General features: G+C 56.1%; 16 protein-coding genes. 8 read left to right on the plus strand and 8 right to left on the minus strand.

Translation table 11 applies throughout. From position 1 onward, the window contains the following. The first annotated feature begins 71 nt into the window (after nucleotides 1–71). Entirely contained in the window at nucleotides 72–395 is a 324-nt protein-coding gene (locus MUG96_RS22750) for a DUF6788 family protein (RefSeq protein ID WP_246989583.1), read from the plus strand. Nucleotides 396–627: 232 nt separating this feature from the next. On the opposite strand, the gene MUG96_RS22755 is transcribed toward MUG96_RS22750, so the two are convergent. From MUG96_RS22755 to MUG96_RS22775, 5 genes are all read right to left on the minus strand, one after another. Further along, nucleotides 628–2,127: a Cdc6/Cdc18 family protein gene (locus MUG96_RS22755; RefSeq protein WP_246989584.1), complete on the minus strand. Its 1,500-nt coding sequence runs from the start codon at nucleotides 2,125–2,127 to the stop codon at nucleotides 628–630. Between the two features lie 895 nt (nucleotides 2,128–3,022). Then, nucleotides 3,023–5,173, minus strand: coding sequence for a type B DNA-directed DNA polymerase (locus MUG96_RS22760; RefSeq protein ID WP_246989585.1), 2,151 nt, complete (start codon nucleotides 5,171–5,173; stop codon nucleotides 3,023–3,025). Nucleotides 5,174–5,175: 2 nt separating this feature from the next. Continuing rightward, nucleotides 5,176–5,481 (minus strand): DUF8156 family protein, encoded by a 306-nt coding sequence (locus tag MUG96_RS22765; protein WP_246989586.1) that lies wholly within the window; start codon nucleotides 5,479–5,481, stop codon nucleotides 5,176–5,178. A 2-nt stretch (nucleotides 5,482–5,483) separates the two neighbouring features. Beyond that, nucleotides 5,484–6,428, minus strand: coding sequence for a hypothetical protein (locus tag MUG96_RS22770; RefSeq protein ID WP_246989587.1), 945 nt, complete (start codon nucleotides 6,426–6,428; stop codon nucleotides 5,484–5,486). 273 nt (nucleotides 6,429–6,701) lie between these two features. Continuing rightward, nucleotides 6,702–8,147 carry a ribonuclease H-like domain-containing protein gene (locus MUG96_RS22775; RefSeq protein ID WP_246989588.1) on the minus strand — a complete coding sequence of 482 codons (1,446 nt, stop codon included), beginning with the start codon at nucleotides 8,145–8,147 and terminating at the stop codon, nucleotides 6,702–6,704. 182 nt (nucleotides 8,148–8,329) lie between these two features. Between MUG96_RS22775 and MUG96_RS22780 the strand changes: the two genes are divergently transcribed. Then, nucleotides 8,330–9,016 carry an SOS response-associated peptidase gene (locus MUG96_RS22780; protein ID WP_246989589.1) on the plus strand — a complete coding sequence of 229 codons (687 nt, stop codon included), beginning with the start codon at nucleotides 8,330–8,332 and terminating at the stop codon, nucleotides 9,014–9,016. An 18-nt stretch (nucleotides 9,017–9,034) separates the two neighbouring features. Here MUG96_RS22780 and MUG96_RS22785 read toward each other — a convergent pair whose 3' ends face one another. Beyond that, nucleotides 9,035–10,063, minus strand: a complete 1,029-nt coding sequence (locus tag MUG96_RS22785; RefSeq protein WP_246989590.1) for a Cdc6/Cdc18 family protein — start codon at nucleotides 10,061–10,063, stop codon at nucleotides 9,035–9,037. Between the two features lie 426 nt (nucleotides 10,064–10,489). Between MUG96_RS22785 and MUG96_RS22790 the strand changes: the two genes are divergently transcribed. Then, the gene (locus tag MUG96_RS22790) at nucleotides 10,490–11,461 is read left to right on the plus strand and encodes a competence protein CoiA family protein (protein WP_246989591.1); all 972 of its coding nucleotides are present in this window, start codon (nucleotides 10,490–10,492) and stop codon (nucleotides 11,459–11,461) included. A 6-nt stretch (nucleotides 11,462–11,467) separates the two neighbouring features. Here MUG96_RS22790 and MUG96_RS22795 read toward each other — a convergent pair whose 3' ends face one another. Beyond that, nucleotides 11,468–13,234 carry a DUF262 domain-containing protein gene (locus MUG96_RS22795; RefSeq protein WP_246989592.1) on the minus strand — a complete coding sequence of 589 codons (1,767 nt, stop codon included), beginning with the start codon at nucleotides 13,232–13,234 and terminating at the stop codon, nucleotides 11,468–11,470. Nucleotides 13,235–13,325: 91 nt separating this feature from the next. On the opposite strand from MUG96_RS22795, the gene MUG96_RS22800 reads away from it, so the two are divergent. After that, entirely contained in the window at nucleotides 13,326–14,381 is a 1,056-nt protein-coding gene (locus MUG96_RS22800; RefSeq protein WP_246989593.1) for a GNAT family N-acetyltransferase, read from the plus strand. Between the two features lie 21 nt (nucleotides 14,382–14,402). Here the strand turns inward: MUG96_RS22800 and MUG96_RS22805 are convergent, their stop codons facing one another. Beyond that, nucleotides 14,403–14,840 carry a TIR domain-containing protein gene (locus MUG96_RS22805; RefSeq protein WP_256465457.1) on the minus strand — a complete coding sequence of 146 codons (438 nt, stop codon included), beginning with the start codon at nucleotides 14,838–14,840 and terminating at the stop codon, nucleotides 14,403–14,405. A gap of 127 nt (nucleotides 14,841–14,967) precedes the next feature. Here MUG96_RS22805 and MUG96_RS22810 point away from each other — a divergent pair, with 127 nt between their 5' ends. The 4 genes from MUG96_RS22810 to MUG96_RS22825 all read left to right on the plus strand — a co-directional run bounded on the left by MUG96_RS22810 (nucleotide 14,968) and on the right by MUG96_RS22825 (nucleotide 17,191). After that, nucleotides 14,968–15,909 (plus strand): TIR domain-containing protein, encoded by a 942-nt coding sequence (locus MUG96_RS22810; RefSeq protein ID WP_246989510.1) that lies wholly within the window; start codon nucleotides 14,968–14,970, stop codon nucleotides 15,907–15,909. Further along, nucleotides 15,902–16,672 carry a RipA family octameric membrane protein gene (locus MUG96_RS22815; protein ID WP_246989511.1) on the plus strand — a complete coding sequence of 257 codons (771 nt, stop codon included), beginning with the start codon at nucleotides 15,902–15,904 and terminating at the stop codon, nucleotides 16,670–16,672. Before MUG96_RS22810 ends, MUG96_RS22815 begins: the two co-directional genes overlap by 8 nt. 7 nt (nucleotides 16,673–16,679) lie before the next feature. Then, the gene (locus MUG96_RS22820) at nucleotides 16,680–16,901 is read left to right on the plus strand and encodes a DUF8139 family protein (protein WP_246989512.1); all 222 of its coding nucleotides are present in this window, start codon (nucleotides 16,680–16,682) and stop codon (nucleotides 16,899–16,901) included. Between the two features lie 98 nt (nucleotides 16,902–16,999). Continuing rightward, complete coding sequence (locus MUG96_RS22825) at nucleotides 17,000–17,191, plus strand: hypothetical protein (protein ID WP_246989513.1); 192 nt, start codon at nucleotides 17,000–17,002, stop codon at nucleotides 17,189–17,191. The last annotated feature ends 2 nt before the right edge of the window (nucleotides 17,192–17,193 follow it).

Below are 17,193 nucleotides of genomic sequence, written 5' to 3' on the forward strand. Positions count from 1 at the left end.
AACCCTCTCCACCGACTTAACCAACATAACTATGGATTCGCGGGTCGTGTTGGTTAACACGAGAGTAGCCGATGTCCTACGAACCCCCGACCCCACCGGCGAACCTCCCGACGGAGATCGTCAACACGCTCAATAAATCGAACCCGGAGCAGCTCCGAGACGTTGCGACGTACGCTGAAGCACTCGCCGAGCACAAGGAACGAGAGGCCCGTCTCGAGGAGTCGGCAGATCAAGACGAGGTCGAAGAGCGACCAGACGATCTCCCGGACGGTGTCCCTGCCAAAGCGACGATTACGATCAAGGAAATCAACGACAATCGCTACTACTACTGGCAATGGAGGGAAGGCGACAAGGTGACCTCCAAATACAAAGGCCCAGTCAATCCAGACGAATGAACTCGAACAGGAGGACACTCCCCGTTTTCGAGTTGTAAATGGGAGAGGGCGCGGAGACGGCACATCACATCCAATAGAACGTCGGATTTCTACGGTCACCCACCCCCCGTTTTCGAGTAGTAACGAGACATCCCGGCGACTGACACCCCCCATTTTCGAGTTGTAACGCATCACGCGGGATACGAACACTCCCCGTTTTCGAGAAGTAAGTGTGGGGAGGATACGGGCCAGATTAGTTCTTACTCCGGAATTGCTTCAGCCGTTCGCGGACAACCGCGCTGATAGTCGCCTCTTCGTGAGCTAGATCTTCGAACCGAGAATCCTCACGAATCGTCTCCATAATCGTTTCCGGATCTTCAGAGAGGGAGAAATACATATGCACTCCTCTACCTCGACCCTTACCCCGTCTCTCGAAGTCCAATACACCGTACGTACTCTGCTCAGTGACGTGATTGACGAATGTCTCGCGACTGTACTGATCCGCATCCATCGTATCAGCAATGAATTGGTACGTCTTGAACGCAGGTCCAGCAGGGATCCACTCAGGATGTTCTCTTGCGTAGTTAGCAGTCGCCGCCACAGCGTAGATGGAGAGTTTCTTTTGAGTAGAGATCCCGCTTATATGGCGGAGCTTGCGGTTTTCGGTGTACTTCTCCTGAGCATCACGGACATCAGTCTCGATAACCGTGTCAGCCCCACGCCGCTCGGCTAATTCGCCAGCCCATCTGAGGAGATCAATCGCTTTCCGTGCATCCCCGTGCGTTTGGGATCCGAACGCAGCAACAAGCGGAACAACGTCATCTGCAAGAGAGTCTGGTTTGAAGGCGTCCCGCCGGTTGCGGAGAATACTACGGAGTTGGTTCGCATCGTAATCGTCGAAGAAGATATCGTCAGGGTTGTAAGAACTCTGTGCGCGGCTGTTGAGGTCCTTCATGAAGTCGGCGTAGTTCGTGATCGTCGTGAGCGAGATGGGACCATCAAAGTCGGCGAGTTTTCGAGCCCGTGAAAGCTGGTAGATGAGAGAATTGTACTCTGCTTCCTGATACGGCCCTTCGAGCATATCGATCTCATCGAGGATGAAGATGACTCCGTCGTAATACTCTCGCATGAGTTCGTACAGTCGCTCGAGCTTCTGATCCGTTGAGACGCCGGTTTGGGGAACGCCAGGATCGACACCGAGGTCGTCGGCAGCAGCTTTCACTAACCGGTAGACGGCCCGATCTGCAGTCTTCGGTCCCTCGCAGTTGATAGAGAGGACCCCGAATGTCTTGCCTTGGGATTCACATAGTTCGACGATCTGTTTGCAGACTGCATGAATGATGAGCGATTTCCCCGTTCCAGATGGCCCACTCAGGAGCATATCGGGAATCCCCTCATTCTGGAGAACCGGTTTTAGATTGTCGACGACACGGCCCAGCTGGTCGTCACGACCGACGATACGATCCTCGTCGATGATGGTATCTGACCGGACGAGGTCTTTGTTCGCGAAAACGCCACCGGACGACTCGGTTTGGAGCCGATCACGAATTGAGATGCCGCCACCGTCGCCGTTAGTTGCTTCTTGAGACGAATCGGCGGAATCTGATCCGTTCTCGAAGGTCGATTGTGACGTGCCAAGAGATGCCACCTCCTCATCCGTCGACTCAGAAGTTTCAGGATCGCCAGCAGAAGATTCACGATCCTCCTCACCTTCCGGATTATTCGATCCTGCTTTACGTCCCTCTCGTCCCATTATGAACCCCCTCGAACTCTGGGTATAAAAATATGGACCCTTGTGGAGTTGTAACCGGGCGAAAACAGGCTATCTAACGACTACAGCCCCATATCCACTGAATGGGTCAGATACCGTCTTCGGAATCTATCGCCCTCCGTTGTCGAGTTGTAACGGTTCGACGAAGGACGCTATCGTCGAACCTCCTTGATGACCCAGACCCCCCGTTTTCGAGTTGTAAGACGTTGAGGGGCGGTAACACACCTGGTTCGATTCTCCCACACTCGCGTTGTAACGAGAAGTGAGTCGAGGTGGGTCTCGGAGCAAAATCCAATTAATCCGGATTTTGTGAATGATGCTCTGGGTGAAACGGTCTTTCTCACACTCCCCGTTTTCGAGTAGTAAGCACCGGAATGGTCGCAAAAGAACGACGCTCGTAGGACCCGTTCACGAATGAGAGGAATACCGGGTTTTGGACATGATTGCTGGTGAAGCTACTTTGGTGATCTCGAATGTTTCACCCCCTCCCCCCTTTTTCGAGTTGTAAGTCGCGGGGGAACAGGCCATCCAAGACGTAGCGTAGCGAGAGTTGAGGTAACTGAAGTTGGCATAGAGGCGTCGAGACGGGAGAGTACACGGAATCAGAACCACGGACGAGATGAGGAAGTCATCTACTTCCCGAGATGTCAATCGTCTAGCTGAGCTTGACGATATGTTTTCTTTGTCTCTAGTGCGGTTGCGGTAAGGTAACGTACAACATAAACTTTCGCATTCCTAGTCACAAGTTAGAATATTAGACACTCAACCTCTCTATCGTGTATATTCGTCACAATTGGCTGTTTTGGAACCTCTCTTGCTGTTCACCCCCTCCCCACCACCACAAGTTTACAACTCGAAAAAGGGGGGAGGGGGTTCGTCAGGTCCAGTCCGTGATACCGACTACACGTGTTCCGTTGAGCTCTCGTCGGATGTCGTTCCGATCCCACCCGAGCGGTGAAAGCACGCTCTCGACAGCTCTGACCAGCTGCGTCTCGTAGTACGAGGCGTCGTAGGTCTCGATCGCTTCGTGGGCGAGGGCGACCCGGTCTCGCGAGGATTTCTCGTCGTCGACGACCACATACTCGATATCTTGGCCCGGGTGGACTGCCAGGTCCTGCTGGCGAGCTCGCGTCAAGGCGGCCACGTTCTGAGTATTCTGAGAGTACCCCTCCAGCGGCTTGGAGACACGATTCCGCTCGACGAGCCGCTTCACTGCTACGTTGCCCGCCTGCAGTTCATCGATCGCTCGTTCGAGTCGTCCGAGCACCGCGTCCGGTGACCGCGTGGCATCGAGCTGATCGAGACAGTCTCGCTGGACGTCCTCGATGAACGACGGGGTTGAGCGCTGCCGGGCTTCGATACCTCTGATCTTGAAATCGTCGTCGCCGGCGACCTTCCCGAAGTACTTCGTCAGCGCGCCGGCGTCGCTCTCGCGCTGCGGCACGAACGCCACCCAGTCGTAGTGAGCTTCGTGTTCCAGCCGAATTTCGACGCGCTCCGTGATCTCCGTCGCGAGCGTCTTGAGGTTCTCGCGGTCCTCGTCGTCGACGTCGGGGTCCGGGGTCACCCAGATGGAGTCGACGATCCCGTGGACGACGCGCCAACCCCCGGTTTCCAGCCGCTGTTTCGCCGTCAGCAGAATCTCCCGAGCGAACGCGTTGATCGCCTCGTGGCACTCGATGCGGCCGAACTTCGCGTTGCTGAACCCCTGGTAGCCGAAGCAGGCGACGAGGATCCACTTCAGGGCTCCCGACCGCCCCTCGAGTTCTGCCAGTCGGTCCTCGTCGGGGTCGTCCCGTTCCTTCTCGCCACGGATGACCGCCTTGATCTCGTCGCGGGCGTCGATGATCGGCTGGAGGACGTCGACGAGGTAGCCCCGGTCGTCACAGATCGAGTACCCGAGGCCGGGGACGTCGTCGCGGTCGCTGTGGCAGTCACACCGGATGACGTCCGGCGAAACGTTCCGAGTACAGATGATGTTCGGGTACAACGAGGAGAAGTCGAGTTCATGGACGTTCTCGTGGAGGCCGACCTCGGGCGCGAAGATGAAACCGCCGCGGTCGGCGTCGTGGAGCGTTCCCATCGGCTTGTAGAACTCGTGACGCCAGGAGTTCCACGGGACAAGGACACCGCGGTCGTGGGCCTCGCAGATCTGGATCGCCGTGAGCACGTTCCCGATCGACGCCCACGCGAGCTCTTGGACGGGCTTGTTCGAGCGCGACACGAGGTCGAGGACGCCGTTGAGGTTCGTCTCCCCGTAGAAGAACGTGTTCGACTCGTCGATGATCGCTCGGCCGGGGACGTTGTACCGCGCCGGCGAGTGGCCGACGCGACCGTAACTCGAGTACGTCGACCGGCTCGCAAGCTGCTGGTAGTCGACGTCTGGCCACCGACTCAACGAGAAGTCGTCGACGCCGGCGTCCGTCGCCATCTCGTGGAGGGTCGGGACGATCTCGCTCGTCGAGCAGACCAGGACGTCCGGATCATGTGCGTCGAGCGCCCCCTGGACGGCGGTCAGGATATCCGTCGACGAGCCGGTGACGGTGTCGCCGGCAACGGACAGCTCCCCATAGACATCGTTGCTCGTGTCGGTCACCGGAACTCTGAGCCGGAGTGTCGACAGCTCGCTCGCCGGCGTCGGATCAACGCCGGCTTCCAGACAGTACCGGAACTCCCGCGAGAAGTCGACGTTGAAGCAGGCGAGATCCCCGACTGGATAGGCCGACAGCTGGCGTGCCTGCCGGGCGAGTGGGGTGACGCGGTCGATGTGGGCGACGTCGACAGCGAGAACGGCCTCCTCGTCTCGTCGAAAGTCGGGCCGTCGCGCAACTATTTCGGTCGCGACGACGTCCGGGTGCTGGTCGTACACCGACTGGAGAGTCGTGAGATCGAGATCGGCGTCAGGGTCGCGAGGGGCGACGTAGAAGCGTGGGGTGTAGTCATCGCGCTCGGTCGCGACGGCGCCGTCGGCGGTTGCCTCCCACTCCAGAACGCGATCGTCATCGAGGAAGTCGATACTGAACGGCATCGTCACGAGTTCGCGTCCGGTGGAGTGGCTTCCTGGTCATCGCGTGCTGCGACCGCGGCTTCGAGCTCCTCGAGGCGTTCCTCGTGGTGGTCGAGGCGGGCCTCCTGTTCGAGATCGATGCTGAGCAACGCCGGCAGGAGTGGGTTTTGGTGATTCAATAGCCCGCTCGCGTCGGCGTGTTCGCGGGCGTACTCGAACAGCCGGTCGAACCGGGGCTGGTCGCGACGCCGCAGCGCCCGCCGGAACTCCGCCCAGCGCTCTTCGATGGCCCGCAGCGCATCGCGATACGTCGGGTTCGTGCGCCCCATCGTTATCGTCCTCCGGTCCCGGTCGCGGTCCACGCATCGAGCAAGGGATCCGCGGTAGCCGACACCGTCTCACCGTCAGCTGTGACGCCCGTCCCGACACTCTCCGGAGTCGGCGTCGACGGCGCCGGTGTCGTCGGTTCCACGCCGACCTGCGTGGCGCGTGCCGCGAGCAGCTGCTGCCAGTACGCGAACGTCGTTTGGTAGTACGCGCCGTCGTCGACGGGGTAGACGAGCGTCTCGAAGTCCTCGCCGACGACCCGTGGGCCCATCCGAGTTTGCTCGCACTCCAGATAGTGGTCGGCGACCGTCGCGACTGACTCGGTGAATTCGTTTCGTTCGTTTCGCGTAACGAGTACCGGGATGTCGTACCCCTCAGCATAGGTCGACAACCGGGCGAGAGTGCGGGCTTGGAGGGTTTTCGCGTGGGTTTCGCCGAGGGTATCGTCGGCGCGGTACTGGGCGTCGACGGCGGGCGCGACGATGAGGGCGGGCGTGTGGGGCGACGTGTCCTCGTCACGACTCGGTTCCCCCTGACCGGCCGCCCCGGCGTCAGTGGTGGACATCTGGATCGACTTGTTCACTGCCGCCGGGAGATCACAGACGGCGCCGTAGTGCTGGTAGGCGGTGAATCCGCGTGCCACGTGGATTCGGTTGAGCAACCGTTGACTGGGCGCGATCTGAGCGAGTGTCGTCGTCGTCGCGTGTCCGTTTGCGTCGACCCAGAAGGCGGGCCCGTCGTGCAGGAGGAGATGGTCGAGCACGAGTGACTGCAGGATCGGGACGCCGCGGCCTCCCTCGACGTCGAGCAGCGTGATGCCGTCGTCAAGCTGTGGCAGCAGCATCTCGTCCGTAGCCGGATCGGCCTGGTCAGCAAGGGACCGATTGCGATCAGCTCCCCGTGTCGGCTGGTCCACCGCCAATCGGTTCGACGTTGAGTGTTCTCCCATACTCGACTAGTTGTCTACGTTCCCGATAAGCCGCGGCGTGTCGCTTCCGCGTTTCAGGGAAGGGCTGGAAGGTATGTAGAACCGGACTCAGGCAACGGATTTCTGCCATCGTTCGACCGTTTCCGAGAACGTTTCCAGAGAGGAAGGCGGACAGCATCGTCGGATTAACCAACAGGCCGGGGGATCACAGCTCAATTGTTGGTTAAGACTCTATGATCCCACGATGATATCGCCCTCACGTAATTCTGCTGACGGCCCGTATATCTCCCGAGCCTACGATCTGATGTGATCGACGATTGTTCTCAGCGCGGTTACATCGTCGTTATTGTACTGTTTGAGTCGATCCCAGTCTGGTTCTTCGCCGTCGAGGAGATATCGTGTGTACTTGCTCCCGACCACAAATCCATCGACGGTTGGGTCTTGATACTCAAAGCCGAGTGCGCTCGCTACGACATCCAATTTATGCTGATTGAAGGGACCGAAGAGTTCCTGTTGGGCAGTAATCCCGAGGTCGTGCGCTCGCTCCAGATGGTCGATCCCCTCAGTAATGCCGTGTTCGTCGAATCTGCGACTGAGACACTGTTCGTCGAAGTAGTTCCCTCCGTAGTAGATGATCGGCTCGGAGCCATGATCATCAAGGTACTCAGACAGCTCCTGAAGGAGTGCTGACTCGTCGTCCGGCTCGAAGAATTGTCGGTACGCATCGTTCTGGTAACTGTAGGTGCCGACCAGCCAGATCCGATCCTGCTGAAGATCCGTTTCTATGTCCAAGAGGAGAGGCTCCGTATCGTGAAGGTCGTCGAAGGCGGACTTGTTTAGAATCACGACCTCATCGTTTTCGAACGCCTGTCGATGAGCAATCCACCGGTCCACGTGCCATGACGAGGCTCCAGGGAGGGCTTCGAGATCGGCACGCCGTTCTTCGGTAATCTCATCTGGGCTAGTGATTCCTAACTCACTGAACTGTTCCACTCGGTTTCTCCCGACCTGGACGAGATCAGTCAGCCGGCTTCCTAGCAGATGGCGAGTGTCGTAGAACTCGTACTCGATAGACCCGTTCGAGGCGTCGATGGTGATGAGTGCGTACCTTCCAGGGTCGTCTACTCCGTCGTGGGATGCGATGTTGATCACCGTGCCGTACTCGAGGGTTTCAGCTCTGCCTCCGAATTGATGGCAATGACCGCAGACGGTGACTGGGGGCTGGATGTCGTCTATGAAGCTGCTGACGGCCTTCGACCCGATATGTTGTTGCCCGAATCGCTTCCCGATATCGAGAATGCCGAAGGGAGGTGTGTGAGTGACAAGAATCGGAGTTCTGTCTTCACAAGCGGTGCGGTGTTCGGAAAGGTGTCGCTGGACGTCGTCCTCGGTATAGGTGATGAGACCAGGTCCCTGGGTTGATCCTTCTTGGCCGATGAACACGAAATCCTCGTAGATGTATGGTGTCCTGTGGAGGTCGGTGGTAAATTCCGAATCGAATTGTGGACCGGTTGACGGAGGGAAGTCGTCGTTTCCTCGGACATAGAGCGATTGTTGATGCTTCGTGAGGCGAGCAAGTTCTGCCAGATGATCTGTGCCAGTATCGGCGTTTTTGAAACGTGAAAGGTCGTCGCCGGCATACAGTAGTAGATCTGGAGTAGGTTCTACAGTTTCGAGAATGGTGTAGAGATCGTCAAGAGGTTGAGAGCGCCAGTCAGATACAGCGAGAATGTGGGTCATTTTGGTTGAGCGTAGTTAGTGTAACCTCTTCTATCGTTTGTTTAGGTGTACCGTTTGGCATTAGGAGATTCTTCGCCCCCTTGTCGTTAACCAACAACTCAGGCTTATCGGGACAATCTGTTGGTTAACGGTGAGATTCCTGTGCGACCACGTTGAAGATGCTTCCCTCCGAACTCCTCGGTATGTGTGGCCGAAACTCGCTCTTCATCGACCAGGCTGACTTCGAGGCCCGCTTCGATGCCGAGGTCGTCGCGGACGGCGGGTACACACCCCGATACAACATCGCTCCTGGTGACGACCTCCACATCATCACGAACGAGGCTCCAGACGAGATCGATGCCTACCACTGGGGGCTGATTCCGTTCTGGGCGGATGAACCCGAGGAGGGCATCATCAACGCTCGCTCCGAGACTGCCGACGAGAAACGTGTCTTCGAGCGGGCGTGGGAATCCCGCCCCTGCCTCGTCCCCTCGTCAGGGTTCTACGAATGGAAATCGCCGAACGGCGGGTCGAAACAGCCCTACCGGATTTACCGCGAGGACGACCCCGCGTTCGCGATGGCCGGGCTCTGGGACGTCTGGGAGGGCAACGACGAGACGATCTCGTGCGTTACGATTCTCACAACGGATCCGAACGACCTGATGAGCTCCATCCACGACCGGATGCCGGTCGTCCTTCCGCAGGACGCGGAGTCCGACTGGCTCACCGCAGATCCCGACACCCGCAAGGACCTATGCCAGCCGTATCCGAAGGACGATCTGGCCGCCTACGAGATCTCGACACGAGTCAACAACCCCGGCAACGACGATCCGCAGGTCATCGACCCGCTGGACCACGAGCAATCGGGCCTCGGCGAGTTCAGTTCCTGATAGCTAACGGGGTCACGGTTACTGCATCGGCGACGCCGCTGCCGAATCGACGAGCGAGTACTCCCGATCTCGACTCGTCCCCTCCGCTTCGAGGAGGTTGTACTGCTCCATCTTCGAGAGGTACGTGCGGATAGTCCGCTTCGTCCGTGGATCATCGACGTCCTCGGAATAGCGCTCGTGAATCTCGCTCGGCCCGACCGGGCCGTGTTCGCGAACGATGTCGTAGACGACCCGTTGGTGGGGTGTGAGTGAATCGAGGCTCTTCTGCTTGATCTGGGCCCGGGCATCCTCGGCGGCGTCCAGGAGGATGTCGTCGGTGATGCGCTCGTGGTTCTCGCGATCAGCCTTGCCGGCGGCTGTTCGGAGGATGCCGATTGCGAGACGGGCGTCGCCGGCGGCGGCGTCGGCGATTCGGTAGAGCTGGTTGTCGGTGATGACGTCCTCGTCGAGCCCCCACTTCGCCCGCGCACTCAGGATGTCGTACAGCTGCTCGTCGTGGTACTTGTCCATCCGGACGTGCTCGCTGGAGCGCAGCCGACTCACGAGGCGGTCGTCGACGCGGCTGAATAGCTCCTCTTCCTTGTTCGCGATGCAGATGATTGCGAACTGCGGGAGGCTGTGGAGATCGTAGATGACGCTGGGGTCTTCGAGCTGGTCGACCTCGTCGAGGATGACGACCGTCCGCGGGCCGTCGTGCTGTTGGAGGCGGTCGACGAGTTCATCGTGCGGCGTTGACTGTCGGTGGATGTCGATGGTGGCGCCGAGGTCGTCGAGGATCTGGTAGAGCGTCCGGAATCGGGTGTAGTTGCGCCAGCAGTTGACGTAGGTGGCCTCGACGTCGAGGACCTCTTCACGCAGTCGCTCGGTGACGAACTGCGAGATACACGTTTTGCCCGTTCCGCTGGGTCCGGTGACGATGGCGGTGTCGGCGGGTTCTCCGTTCGTGATTGGTTCGAGGACGCTGGATAGGTGGTTGACTTCGGCGTCGCGATGCTCGACTTCTCGAGGGACGAACCCGGCCCGAAGAACGCGAGCATCGCGAATCATCTGTTTCTGACAGTCTGATTCTGGGTCTGGTCATAAAAGCCTGACCGGGTTGTTTCCGGAAATACCCCTGGTAATGTCCTCTTGGGTATCTGAAAACCTCCGCTGTACCCCGATATTGTGTTTAAGGAAAGGCGAGGCTTCCGGAAACTTCCGGAAACCCATCTCTTCTTCAACTCTCGAACAACGGGATACCGGAGAAATGGTCAATATACTTGAGTGACAAACACATCCAATACACGCACCTCTTCGATGCCATACCTTGGAGTTCTAAACGGAACACGGGTTATCCCACCACAAGTAGCCGACGGCACGACTGTTACCTGTCCTGCGTGTGACCAACCGATGGCTGTTGTACGGTCTCACGAACGAGGTTCTGCTTTCATTTCTCGTCATTTTCGGCACCACGAACAGGAGGGTCGTTCTGAGATGGGGCAAACTGGCGGTCAGGCGACCTTTGCCGACCTCATAGACGCCGGCGAGTGTACCGGTGAATCGGACGAGCATATGAAGATGAAGTCGATTGCGTATGCTCGATTGGAGCACGATTTCCCCGACGCGACAGTTGAGTTGGAATCCGGCATTGACGGACGAATTGCGGATGTCTTGCTCACATTCGACACTCCCCGAGAACCCTATGGAAAAGGTATCGCGATAGAAGCTCAGTATCGGAATCAGGGCAAAGATATTGAGGCAGTTACTGACCATTATTTACAGCATGATTATAGCGTTGCGTGGCTCGATGAGGACGATTTCTCCGAGTACGATGTTGATCTCTCCGGTATACTGACCGTCTGGCCCTATGCGCTTCCGTCGCGGTCTGATACAGAGGGGTATCCGGAAGTCATCAGATGGCTCTGGCAAGAGAAGTCACCGTCTGTTTCGTTAGAGATCCCTATTCCCGGAGAATATTGGGCATCGTTCGACAAGTCGGATGAATGGGTGACTGTTGCTCAACAAGATCTTCGACGGAAGGGACGCGCTTGGGCGACCCTTTCTCGCTCACCAACGGGTCAGCTAACTCTTCAGCTTGGAAAGAAGGACTGGGGCTGGGATGGAGACACCCACCGAGTCACCGTCCAGCTTGAAGAATCGGATACCCAGGAACTCCGCTCATTTTCTGAAAACTTAGAACGGCTAGCGTTTGGACCGGATCGCCCGCCTGAGGGAGATCGAGAACGCCCTTGGCATGATTTGACGACGGCTTGGTTCGCCGGCTCTCCTCGAGTCACCTCCTGGCTCTCGGCTTCCCTCTCACCCGATGACGATGTGGTCCTCTCGTTAGGAAAGAAACACCCAAAAGAGACTGATCGGGTTAGTGTCCAGATCGACGAGACTGCGACTCAGGCCCTGAACGAGCTAACCACACTTCTTGCGAGGGCTTTCGAACTGGAAGCTTGACTGCGGTTAGAATGGTTGGTGTTCGAGAATGTGCTCCATGATGAGCTGCTCCCGGGCATCCACGAACTCCTCAAACGTCATCTCCTTGGCGCCCTCCGGGATATGATGAGTCTGCTTGTAGTCGTCCGTACGGGATTTCATCCAGTCCTCGAAGTCATCATCGGATTTCATCTTGTTCGTCTTGTCGATCAGCAGCTGAAGGTTCCCTACTCGGTCAGCATCCGCCTCCTCGGGGAGAACTGATTTCGGGATAATGTGGTCAATATCGTAGTCCTTGCCTCGCGCCGGTTCATCGGGATAGTGCGAAAGCTGGAGGAGGAACTCGATGTCCCGCTTGCCGTATTGGAGCTCCTCGAAAAGTGTGGTAAGCTTTTCTTCGGTGAAACGGAGAGAGGTCCCGTAACTGGACGCCACTTCATCACTGATCCGTTCTAGTGGGAACTCCGAGCTCTCTTCCTCTCGGATAACGTCCCGGACGAGTTCTGCGATCTGGTTCGATGATTGGCTGGTGAATCCGTTGAGTCGAGCCGCGCAGATGTAGTAGAGAATGTCACGACGCCGGCCGCGACCCTTGATGGAGGTCGAATCGAGCGAGGGATTCTCGTTCTGGTAGAGATAGTAGGCGATAGGCGTGTAGAGGGCGGGACTGAGGATGTAGGTCACCGTCGGATAGTAGCTGTTCAAGAGCTCCGCAAGTTGCTCCATCGTGTTCGAGAACGTATCCGTGAGCCAGATATCCTTGAGATTCCGCAGCAGGTCAAGCGTGTAGTTATCGAATCGGTATTGAATCTCATTGCCGTTGATCGCGAGCAGCACCTTCTGGATGTGCTTCGTGGCAAAGGGCGCGTTCCCACCGTCGATGATCCCATTCAGTTCGTCGACCATCGCGTGAACCTCGTCACGGGCGTTGATTTCCGGCGACTCTTGTTGCCAGCTACTGGTCATCAAGGAGAGGAGGATTTCGGCGCGATTCGGTGTCACTCCGCCTTGATTGATGCGAACGAAGACGTCGCGAACACGGGTGATGTCGTTCTCGTCTTCGGTAAAGAAGTGGAGCTTCTCGTCCTTGTGGACTGCCCGGTAAAGGTCCTCGAAATTGCGCTGGGCGTTGAGAATCAGACTATCGGAATTCTCTATCTCCGGGTGATCTTCGACTAGCTCTCGGATCTCACTCTCGATCTCCTGCCGTTCCGCATAAAATTCGTCGTTGTCCGAGATAGACGTAATTCGGTTGACCGGATACCAATAGGCATTCGCGGTTGCTGACTGCTCGGATCGGAAGGAGAAGTCGTATTTATTACCGAGTTCCGAGTCTGCCGTCTGCGGATCAGAGAGGAGGTTGAGATAGAGTCGCTTCTGGACCCAGGAACTGGCCTTGTTTCGAGGGTGGTTGTGTTTCCGCTCGTAGAATGATCCGGTGAGTCCGATATTGAGCGCGGTCAGCCGCTGCTGGCCGTCGAGAACTAGTTTGACCGGTGACGGGAGTGGGTCTTCGGAATTGTGCGGGGGGTTCCGATGGGTCGGGGTTGTCAGTGACTGCGGAAAGTTTGGTTCGTCGACGTAGTGAGTGACGAACCGATATTTGGGCTGAGCCTGCGCTTCCTCGGCGGAGAGGTTCCACTGAAGAAGTGCACCGATCGGATAGTCCCGTAACAGGGAATCAAACAGATCGACGATGTCACTTGTTTCCCAGACGAACTCGCGCTGAATCGCTGGTAATAGGTAAGAATAATTTATATTTTCCACGACCTCAGCGATCCGCTTGGTTTCCATATCTCGATTTGTCGTATGCGGGTTTTATATAACTACATAGTGGTAGTCGCCTATCATTTATATTGAAACAGGGCCACTTTTTGATACGGAAATGAGTTTGAATATTCCACTTCCAGCGGGTCTCGGGGATCACTCTTGGCTCGAAACTCTTGCTCAACGTGAGGAGATCGATCAAACGATTCCCCTCTATATTGAAACAGATGACGGGATCGAGGTCGTTGCTGTTTCGTTTCTCTGTGAAGACTATCTTCGGATGATTTACCGGGCACCTAGTGGGTGGCAATTGCTCACAGAATACGAGTTGTCTGAAGATCCGATTATTCACGTCGACGACCTCCTTGATGCCGTCGTTACATTTGTGGGTAAAGACGCGAGAGTCGCTCAAAAACTCGCTCAAGAACTCGGCGAGGCGATAGAGGAGCATTGGAAGATGGGATTTGTTCCGTATAGTCAATCAGGGAAGGGAGACAAATTCGAGGAACTCAGACAGGACTGCGATTGCTCAGGGATTGGCGACCCGTCAGTTGGACGTGTTCCGGGGATGTCTGAAATTGAGGAGTCAGCGGAATTCCGCTGTCGTGACTGTATGAGATTATACGGTATCGAGTATCAGGGCCGTAGATTGGATCTCGACGAGGTGTTCAGTGCTGAGTGGCTTTTCACCGATTCAACTCCGGATGACATCGTAGAAATCGGATCTGAAGATTCCTTTCTCGCATATTCTGATGGTCGCCCAATAGACAAGACGGAGCGAGTCATCGGCGCGATGACCAGCTATGGTGGTGACACGAGTTCATCATTCGCCCGATACATCCCTGAGAACCACCAAGGATTGCTCTATATTCGAGATGACGACGCAGCTGGTTACGTCACTTGGGAAGAACTCGATGGGATACAGGTTCTTCGACAGCTGTTTGTCCGGGATCGATACCGGCGCCGGGGAATTGCTAAGGAGTTGATTCAGGCCTGGTGTAAGGAGTACTGCGAGGATGGGATCTACTACATCGACGAACCGAATGACAAGAGTCGGTCTCTGTTTTCAAAACTGGGTCATATTGACGGCGACGGAGAGTACAAAGCGATCGAACTCTACCCAATTCGTGGCGTCGGGAACAGTCTCGACGCTAGCCAGACTCTCCCTCAATAGTTTATACACACTCTCGTCAACTTAATCAGCCAAATCTCGAATCCCCTCTACCACGCTCTTTCCTCGCCAACCCACGATCTGATCTGCGTGGTCTTCAACGAAATTAGGCATCTGCTTGTTTCCGTGTGGTGTAACGCCGAGAATTGGCTTCCCTTCGATTTCAGCTAAAATAGTTTCTTTCTTGATCCATTTACTGTGGGCGACGTACATACCACCGAGTATTATCACGACCGTGGCCGGCTTGATCTGGTCTTCTCGAAGTGCCTGTTCCAGCTCCTCTTCGGTGTCGGCATCTATTTCCTCCACCTTCGGGACTGAGTAGTTTCGGAAACTGAAATTCGGATAGTCGCGAAGCAGTTCCACCATCCGATTGTACTCGTCGCTGTATTCCCAAGAGTGCGAGATGAACAATCTATATTCGCTCCGACGATTGCTTGAGGATCTGCTGTTGAAACTCATTACTATGTGCGGATTGTTGACGGCTCACTCGTTTAGTACTATGGCCCACTCTGGTGCCGAATCTACAGTTGTCGATAGTTCAGTGGGAAGAACTTATACTATTTAAAAACAGAATGACCACACGGTCATGAGTCAAAACACCTCCTCCCCATTGAAAACCACCTGGGAGGCTGCATTCGACGATATTCGCGGCAGTCCGAATTCCGAATCAGCAGTGCGATTCGTTTTGAAGTCGGCCGTTAGTGGTCTGCCTACTGGATTCTACACCGATGACGAAGATCGTCTGCTGCCGACCTACAAGGGGCACGATCTCGGAACTGAATTCACAGTTCGAGAACTCGGACCTGTTTATACAGTCACGCAAACTGGGGATGGCAGCCTCCCAGAGCTCAGTTCCTCTCGATCGTCGCTGTTTGAACCGAAGGACCAACAGTCCGGTCTTGTCCCGACTGATAATTCTCTGAGCCGCAGTTCTGCAGACACGCAGAACCAGCAGGGTCTCTCGTCTGGACAAAAGCTCGCTGGCGGCGCTTTGCTCCTATATGCGGCCTACAAAGGGCTGGAAGCCTTGGCCTCCGCAGGTTCGTCTACTCAAGAGTCCTCTTCGTCTTCAGGCGGAAATACTGGCCAATCACTCCCTCGCTTAGCACGCGCCGCGAACCGACTTGACGACAAGCAGTACAACGTCTTTGTCTCCCATTCTTGGGAGTACGACGATCACTACGAACGTATTGTCGATTTCCTCGACGAGGTTCCGTCGCTCAAGTGGCAAAATCATAGCGTTCCCTCAACCGACCCATTACCGGTGGACACTGAGTCTGCTCTTCGTTCTGAACTACGAAATCAAATGAAGACCGCGTCGGTCGTGATCGTTAGCAGTGGGATGTACGGGGCCCACAGCAAATGGATCCCTGAAGAATTGGAACTCGCTGAAGAACTGGATAAGCCGGTCATCGCAATCATTCCAGAGGGACAATCGAAGATTCCGTCGAAGATACAGGAAATCGCAGACACTCAGGTCGGGTGGCGAAAAGCCTCTCTCGTCGACGCGCTCGCTGACCATGCCTGATTCAGCCGATGAAGCTGCGGTCACTCCCAAGGAGGAGGGGACTGACCCTGACGAGAAGGACACGCCTGAAACAGAACCCGAACATTCTGAGGAGGTCACTGGGGGGGATCCTGATGAATCATCTGAGGAAGGCGATGTCACTGCTGGTCCCTTAGCCGATCTGAGCGAAGATGAAAAAGACCGGGTGATGGAGCAGTACATTCACTACGGAGAGGTGGCAATTGAGACAGCCAATCAGCGGGTCCAAATGAACCGCTTTTTTGGTCTGATTTTGACCTCGATACTCGCCGGCCTCTTTGCGCTTGCCCGTGGCGACCTCACCACCACTAATGCTGTAATTGTCCTCTTTGCATCAGGATTCGGCAGTCTGATCTGCTACTTCTGGTATCAGAGTCTTCAATCGTACCGTCGCCTGAACAAAGCTCGATACGCCATCTTGAACGAGATCGAGTCGGTCCTGCCAGTTCGTATGTATCTCGATGAATGGCGATATCTGAAACGTGAGAAACCCGACCCAGAGATAGTTGATCCTCGTCCAGCAGAGGATGCCGACCACCGGTCGCATACGATTGTGGAACAATGGTTCGTTCGTCTACTGGCCGCCGGATACGTCTCTGTAGGGGGGTACGCGGGCGGGTTCATTCTCACATCTCTTGTCCAAGAATCCGTTCCCTCATTGCCAGCTCCATCGATAATTGGCTTTGGTGTTGGTGGGATTTTCTTGGTTGGACTAGCCACCCTCTTTTGGACACAAACCCGCTGAAAACGCTATGAGACGCTTCAATACTGGAGACTCGGTTCGGATTGACATCCCGGACGAGACGGATCCAGATCATAACCGACTCCACGGGCGTCGGGGAACAGTTGTTGAGGTTATTTCAGACGATGCAGGTGCTGTAACTGGGGATGAACGAGAGGGGTATCTCTTCCGCGTTAACTTGGAGGATGGGGAGACTGTCGACGTCCGATGGCGCGATCTTCGCCCCGATTAATTGATTTTCAGGTAATCGTCCACCCAGTCGTGAAACCTGACTCGGAATAGTCTAAGTAAAGACTATATTATGTCGGTCAGTTAGCCCAAGCATCGCGCATGACTCGCAAATCAATCGCCCGGAATTCGGGTAACTCTGGGCGAGTCAATATCTCTGGCTCGGAGCTCGAAGAGCTTCAAGCCGAGATCGGCGACGATGTCGACGTCGACGTTGCTGATACTAAAGACGTCGCTCACGCGCTCATCGACAGTAAGGACGCAGATCGGTTCCTCATCGTTACACCACGATAATT

Source organism: Halorientalis marina (assembly GCF_023028345.1).
GTDB lineage: Archaea > Halobacteriota > Halobacteria > Halobacteriales > Haloarculaceae > Halorientalis > Halorientalis marina.

Bases quoted from the DNA above. Each gene is read 5' to 3' on its own strand.
- MUG96_RS22750 (WP_246989583.1), top strand. From the start codon at position 72: ATGTCCTACGAACCCCCGACCCCACCGGCGAACCTCCCGACGGAGATC.
- MUG96_RS22780 (WP_246989589.1), top strand. From the start codon at position 8,330: ATGTGTGGCCGAAACTCGCTCTTCATCGACCAGGCTGACTTCGAGGCC.
- MUG96_RS22785 (WP_246989590.1), bottom strand. From the start codon at position 10,063: ATGATTCGCGATGCTCGCGTTCTTCGGGCCGGGTTCGTCCCTCGAGAA.
- MUG96_RS22820 (WP_246989512.1), top strand. From the start codon at position 16,680: ATGAGACGCTTCAATACTGGAGACTCGGTTCGGATTGACATCCCGGAC.
- MUG96_RS22775 (WP_246989588.1), bottom strand. From the start codon at position 8,147: ATGACCCACATTCTCGCTGTATCTGACTGGCGCTCTCAACCTCTTGAC.
- MUG96_RS22765 (WP_246989586.1), bottom strand. From the start codon at position 5,481: ATGGGGCGCACGAACCCGACGTATCGCGATGCGCTGCGGGCCATCGAA.
- MUG96_RS22790 (WP_246989591.1), top strand. From the start codon at position 10,490: ATGGGGCAAACTGGCGGTCAGGCGACCTTTGCCGACCTCATAGACGCC.
- MUG96_RS22810 (WP_246989510.1), top strand. From the start codon at position 14,968: ATGAGTCAAAACACCTCCTCCCCATTGAAAACCACCTGGGAGGCTGCA.
- MUG96_RS22805 (WP_256465457.1), bottom strand. From the start codon at position 14,840: ATGAGTTTCAACAGCAGATCCTCAAGCAATCGTCGGAGCGAATATAGA.
- MUG96_RS22795 (WP_246989592.1), bottom strand. From the start codon at position 13,234: ATGGAAACCAAGCGGATCGCTGAGGTCGTGGAAAATATAAATTATTCT.
- MUG96_RS22760 (WP_246989585.1), bottom strand. From the start codon at position 5,173: ATGCCGTTCAGTATCGACTTCCTCGATGACGATCGCGTTCTGGAGTGG.
- MUG96_RS22755 (WP_246989584.1), bottom strand. From the start codon at position 2,127: ATGGGACGAGAGGGACGTAAAGCAGGATCGAATAATCCGGAAGGTGAG.
- MUG96_RS22815 (WP_246989511.1), top strand. From the start codon at position 15,902: ATGCCTGATTCAGCCGATGAAGCTGCGGTCACTCCCAAGGAGGAGGGG.
- MUG96_RS22800 (WP_246989593.1), top strand. From the start codon at position 13,326: ATGAGTTTGAATATTCCACTTCCAGCGGGTCTCGGGGATCACTCTTGG.
- MUG96_RS22770 (WP_246989587.1), bottom strand. From the start codon at position 6,428: ATGGGAGAACACTCAACGTCGAACCGATTGGCGGTGGACCAGCCGACA.
- MUG96_RS22825 (WP_246989513.1), top strand. From the start codon at position 17,000: ATGACTCGCAAATCAATCGCCCGGAATTCGGGTAACTCTGGGCGAGTC.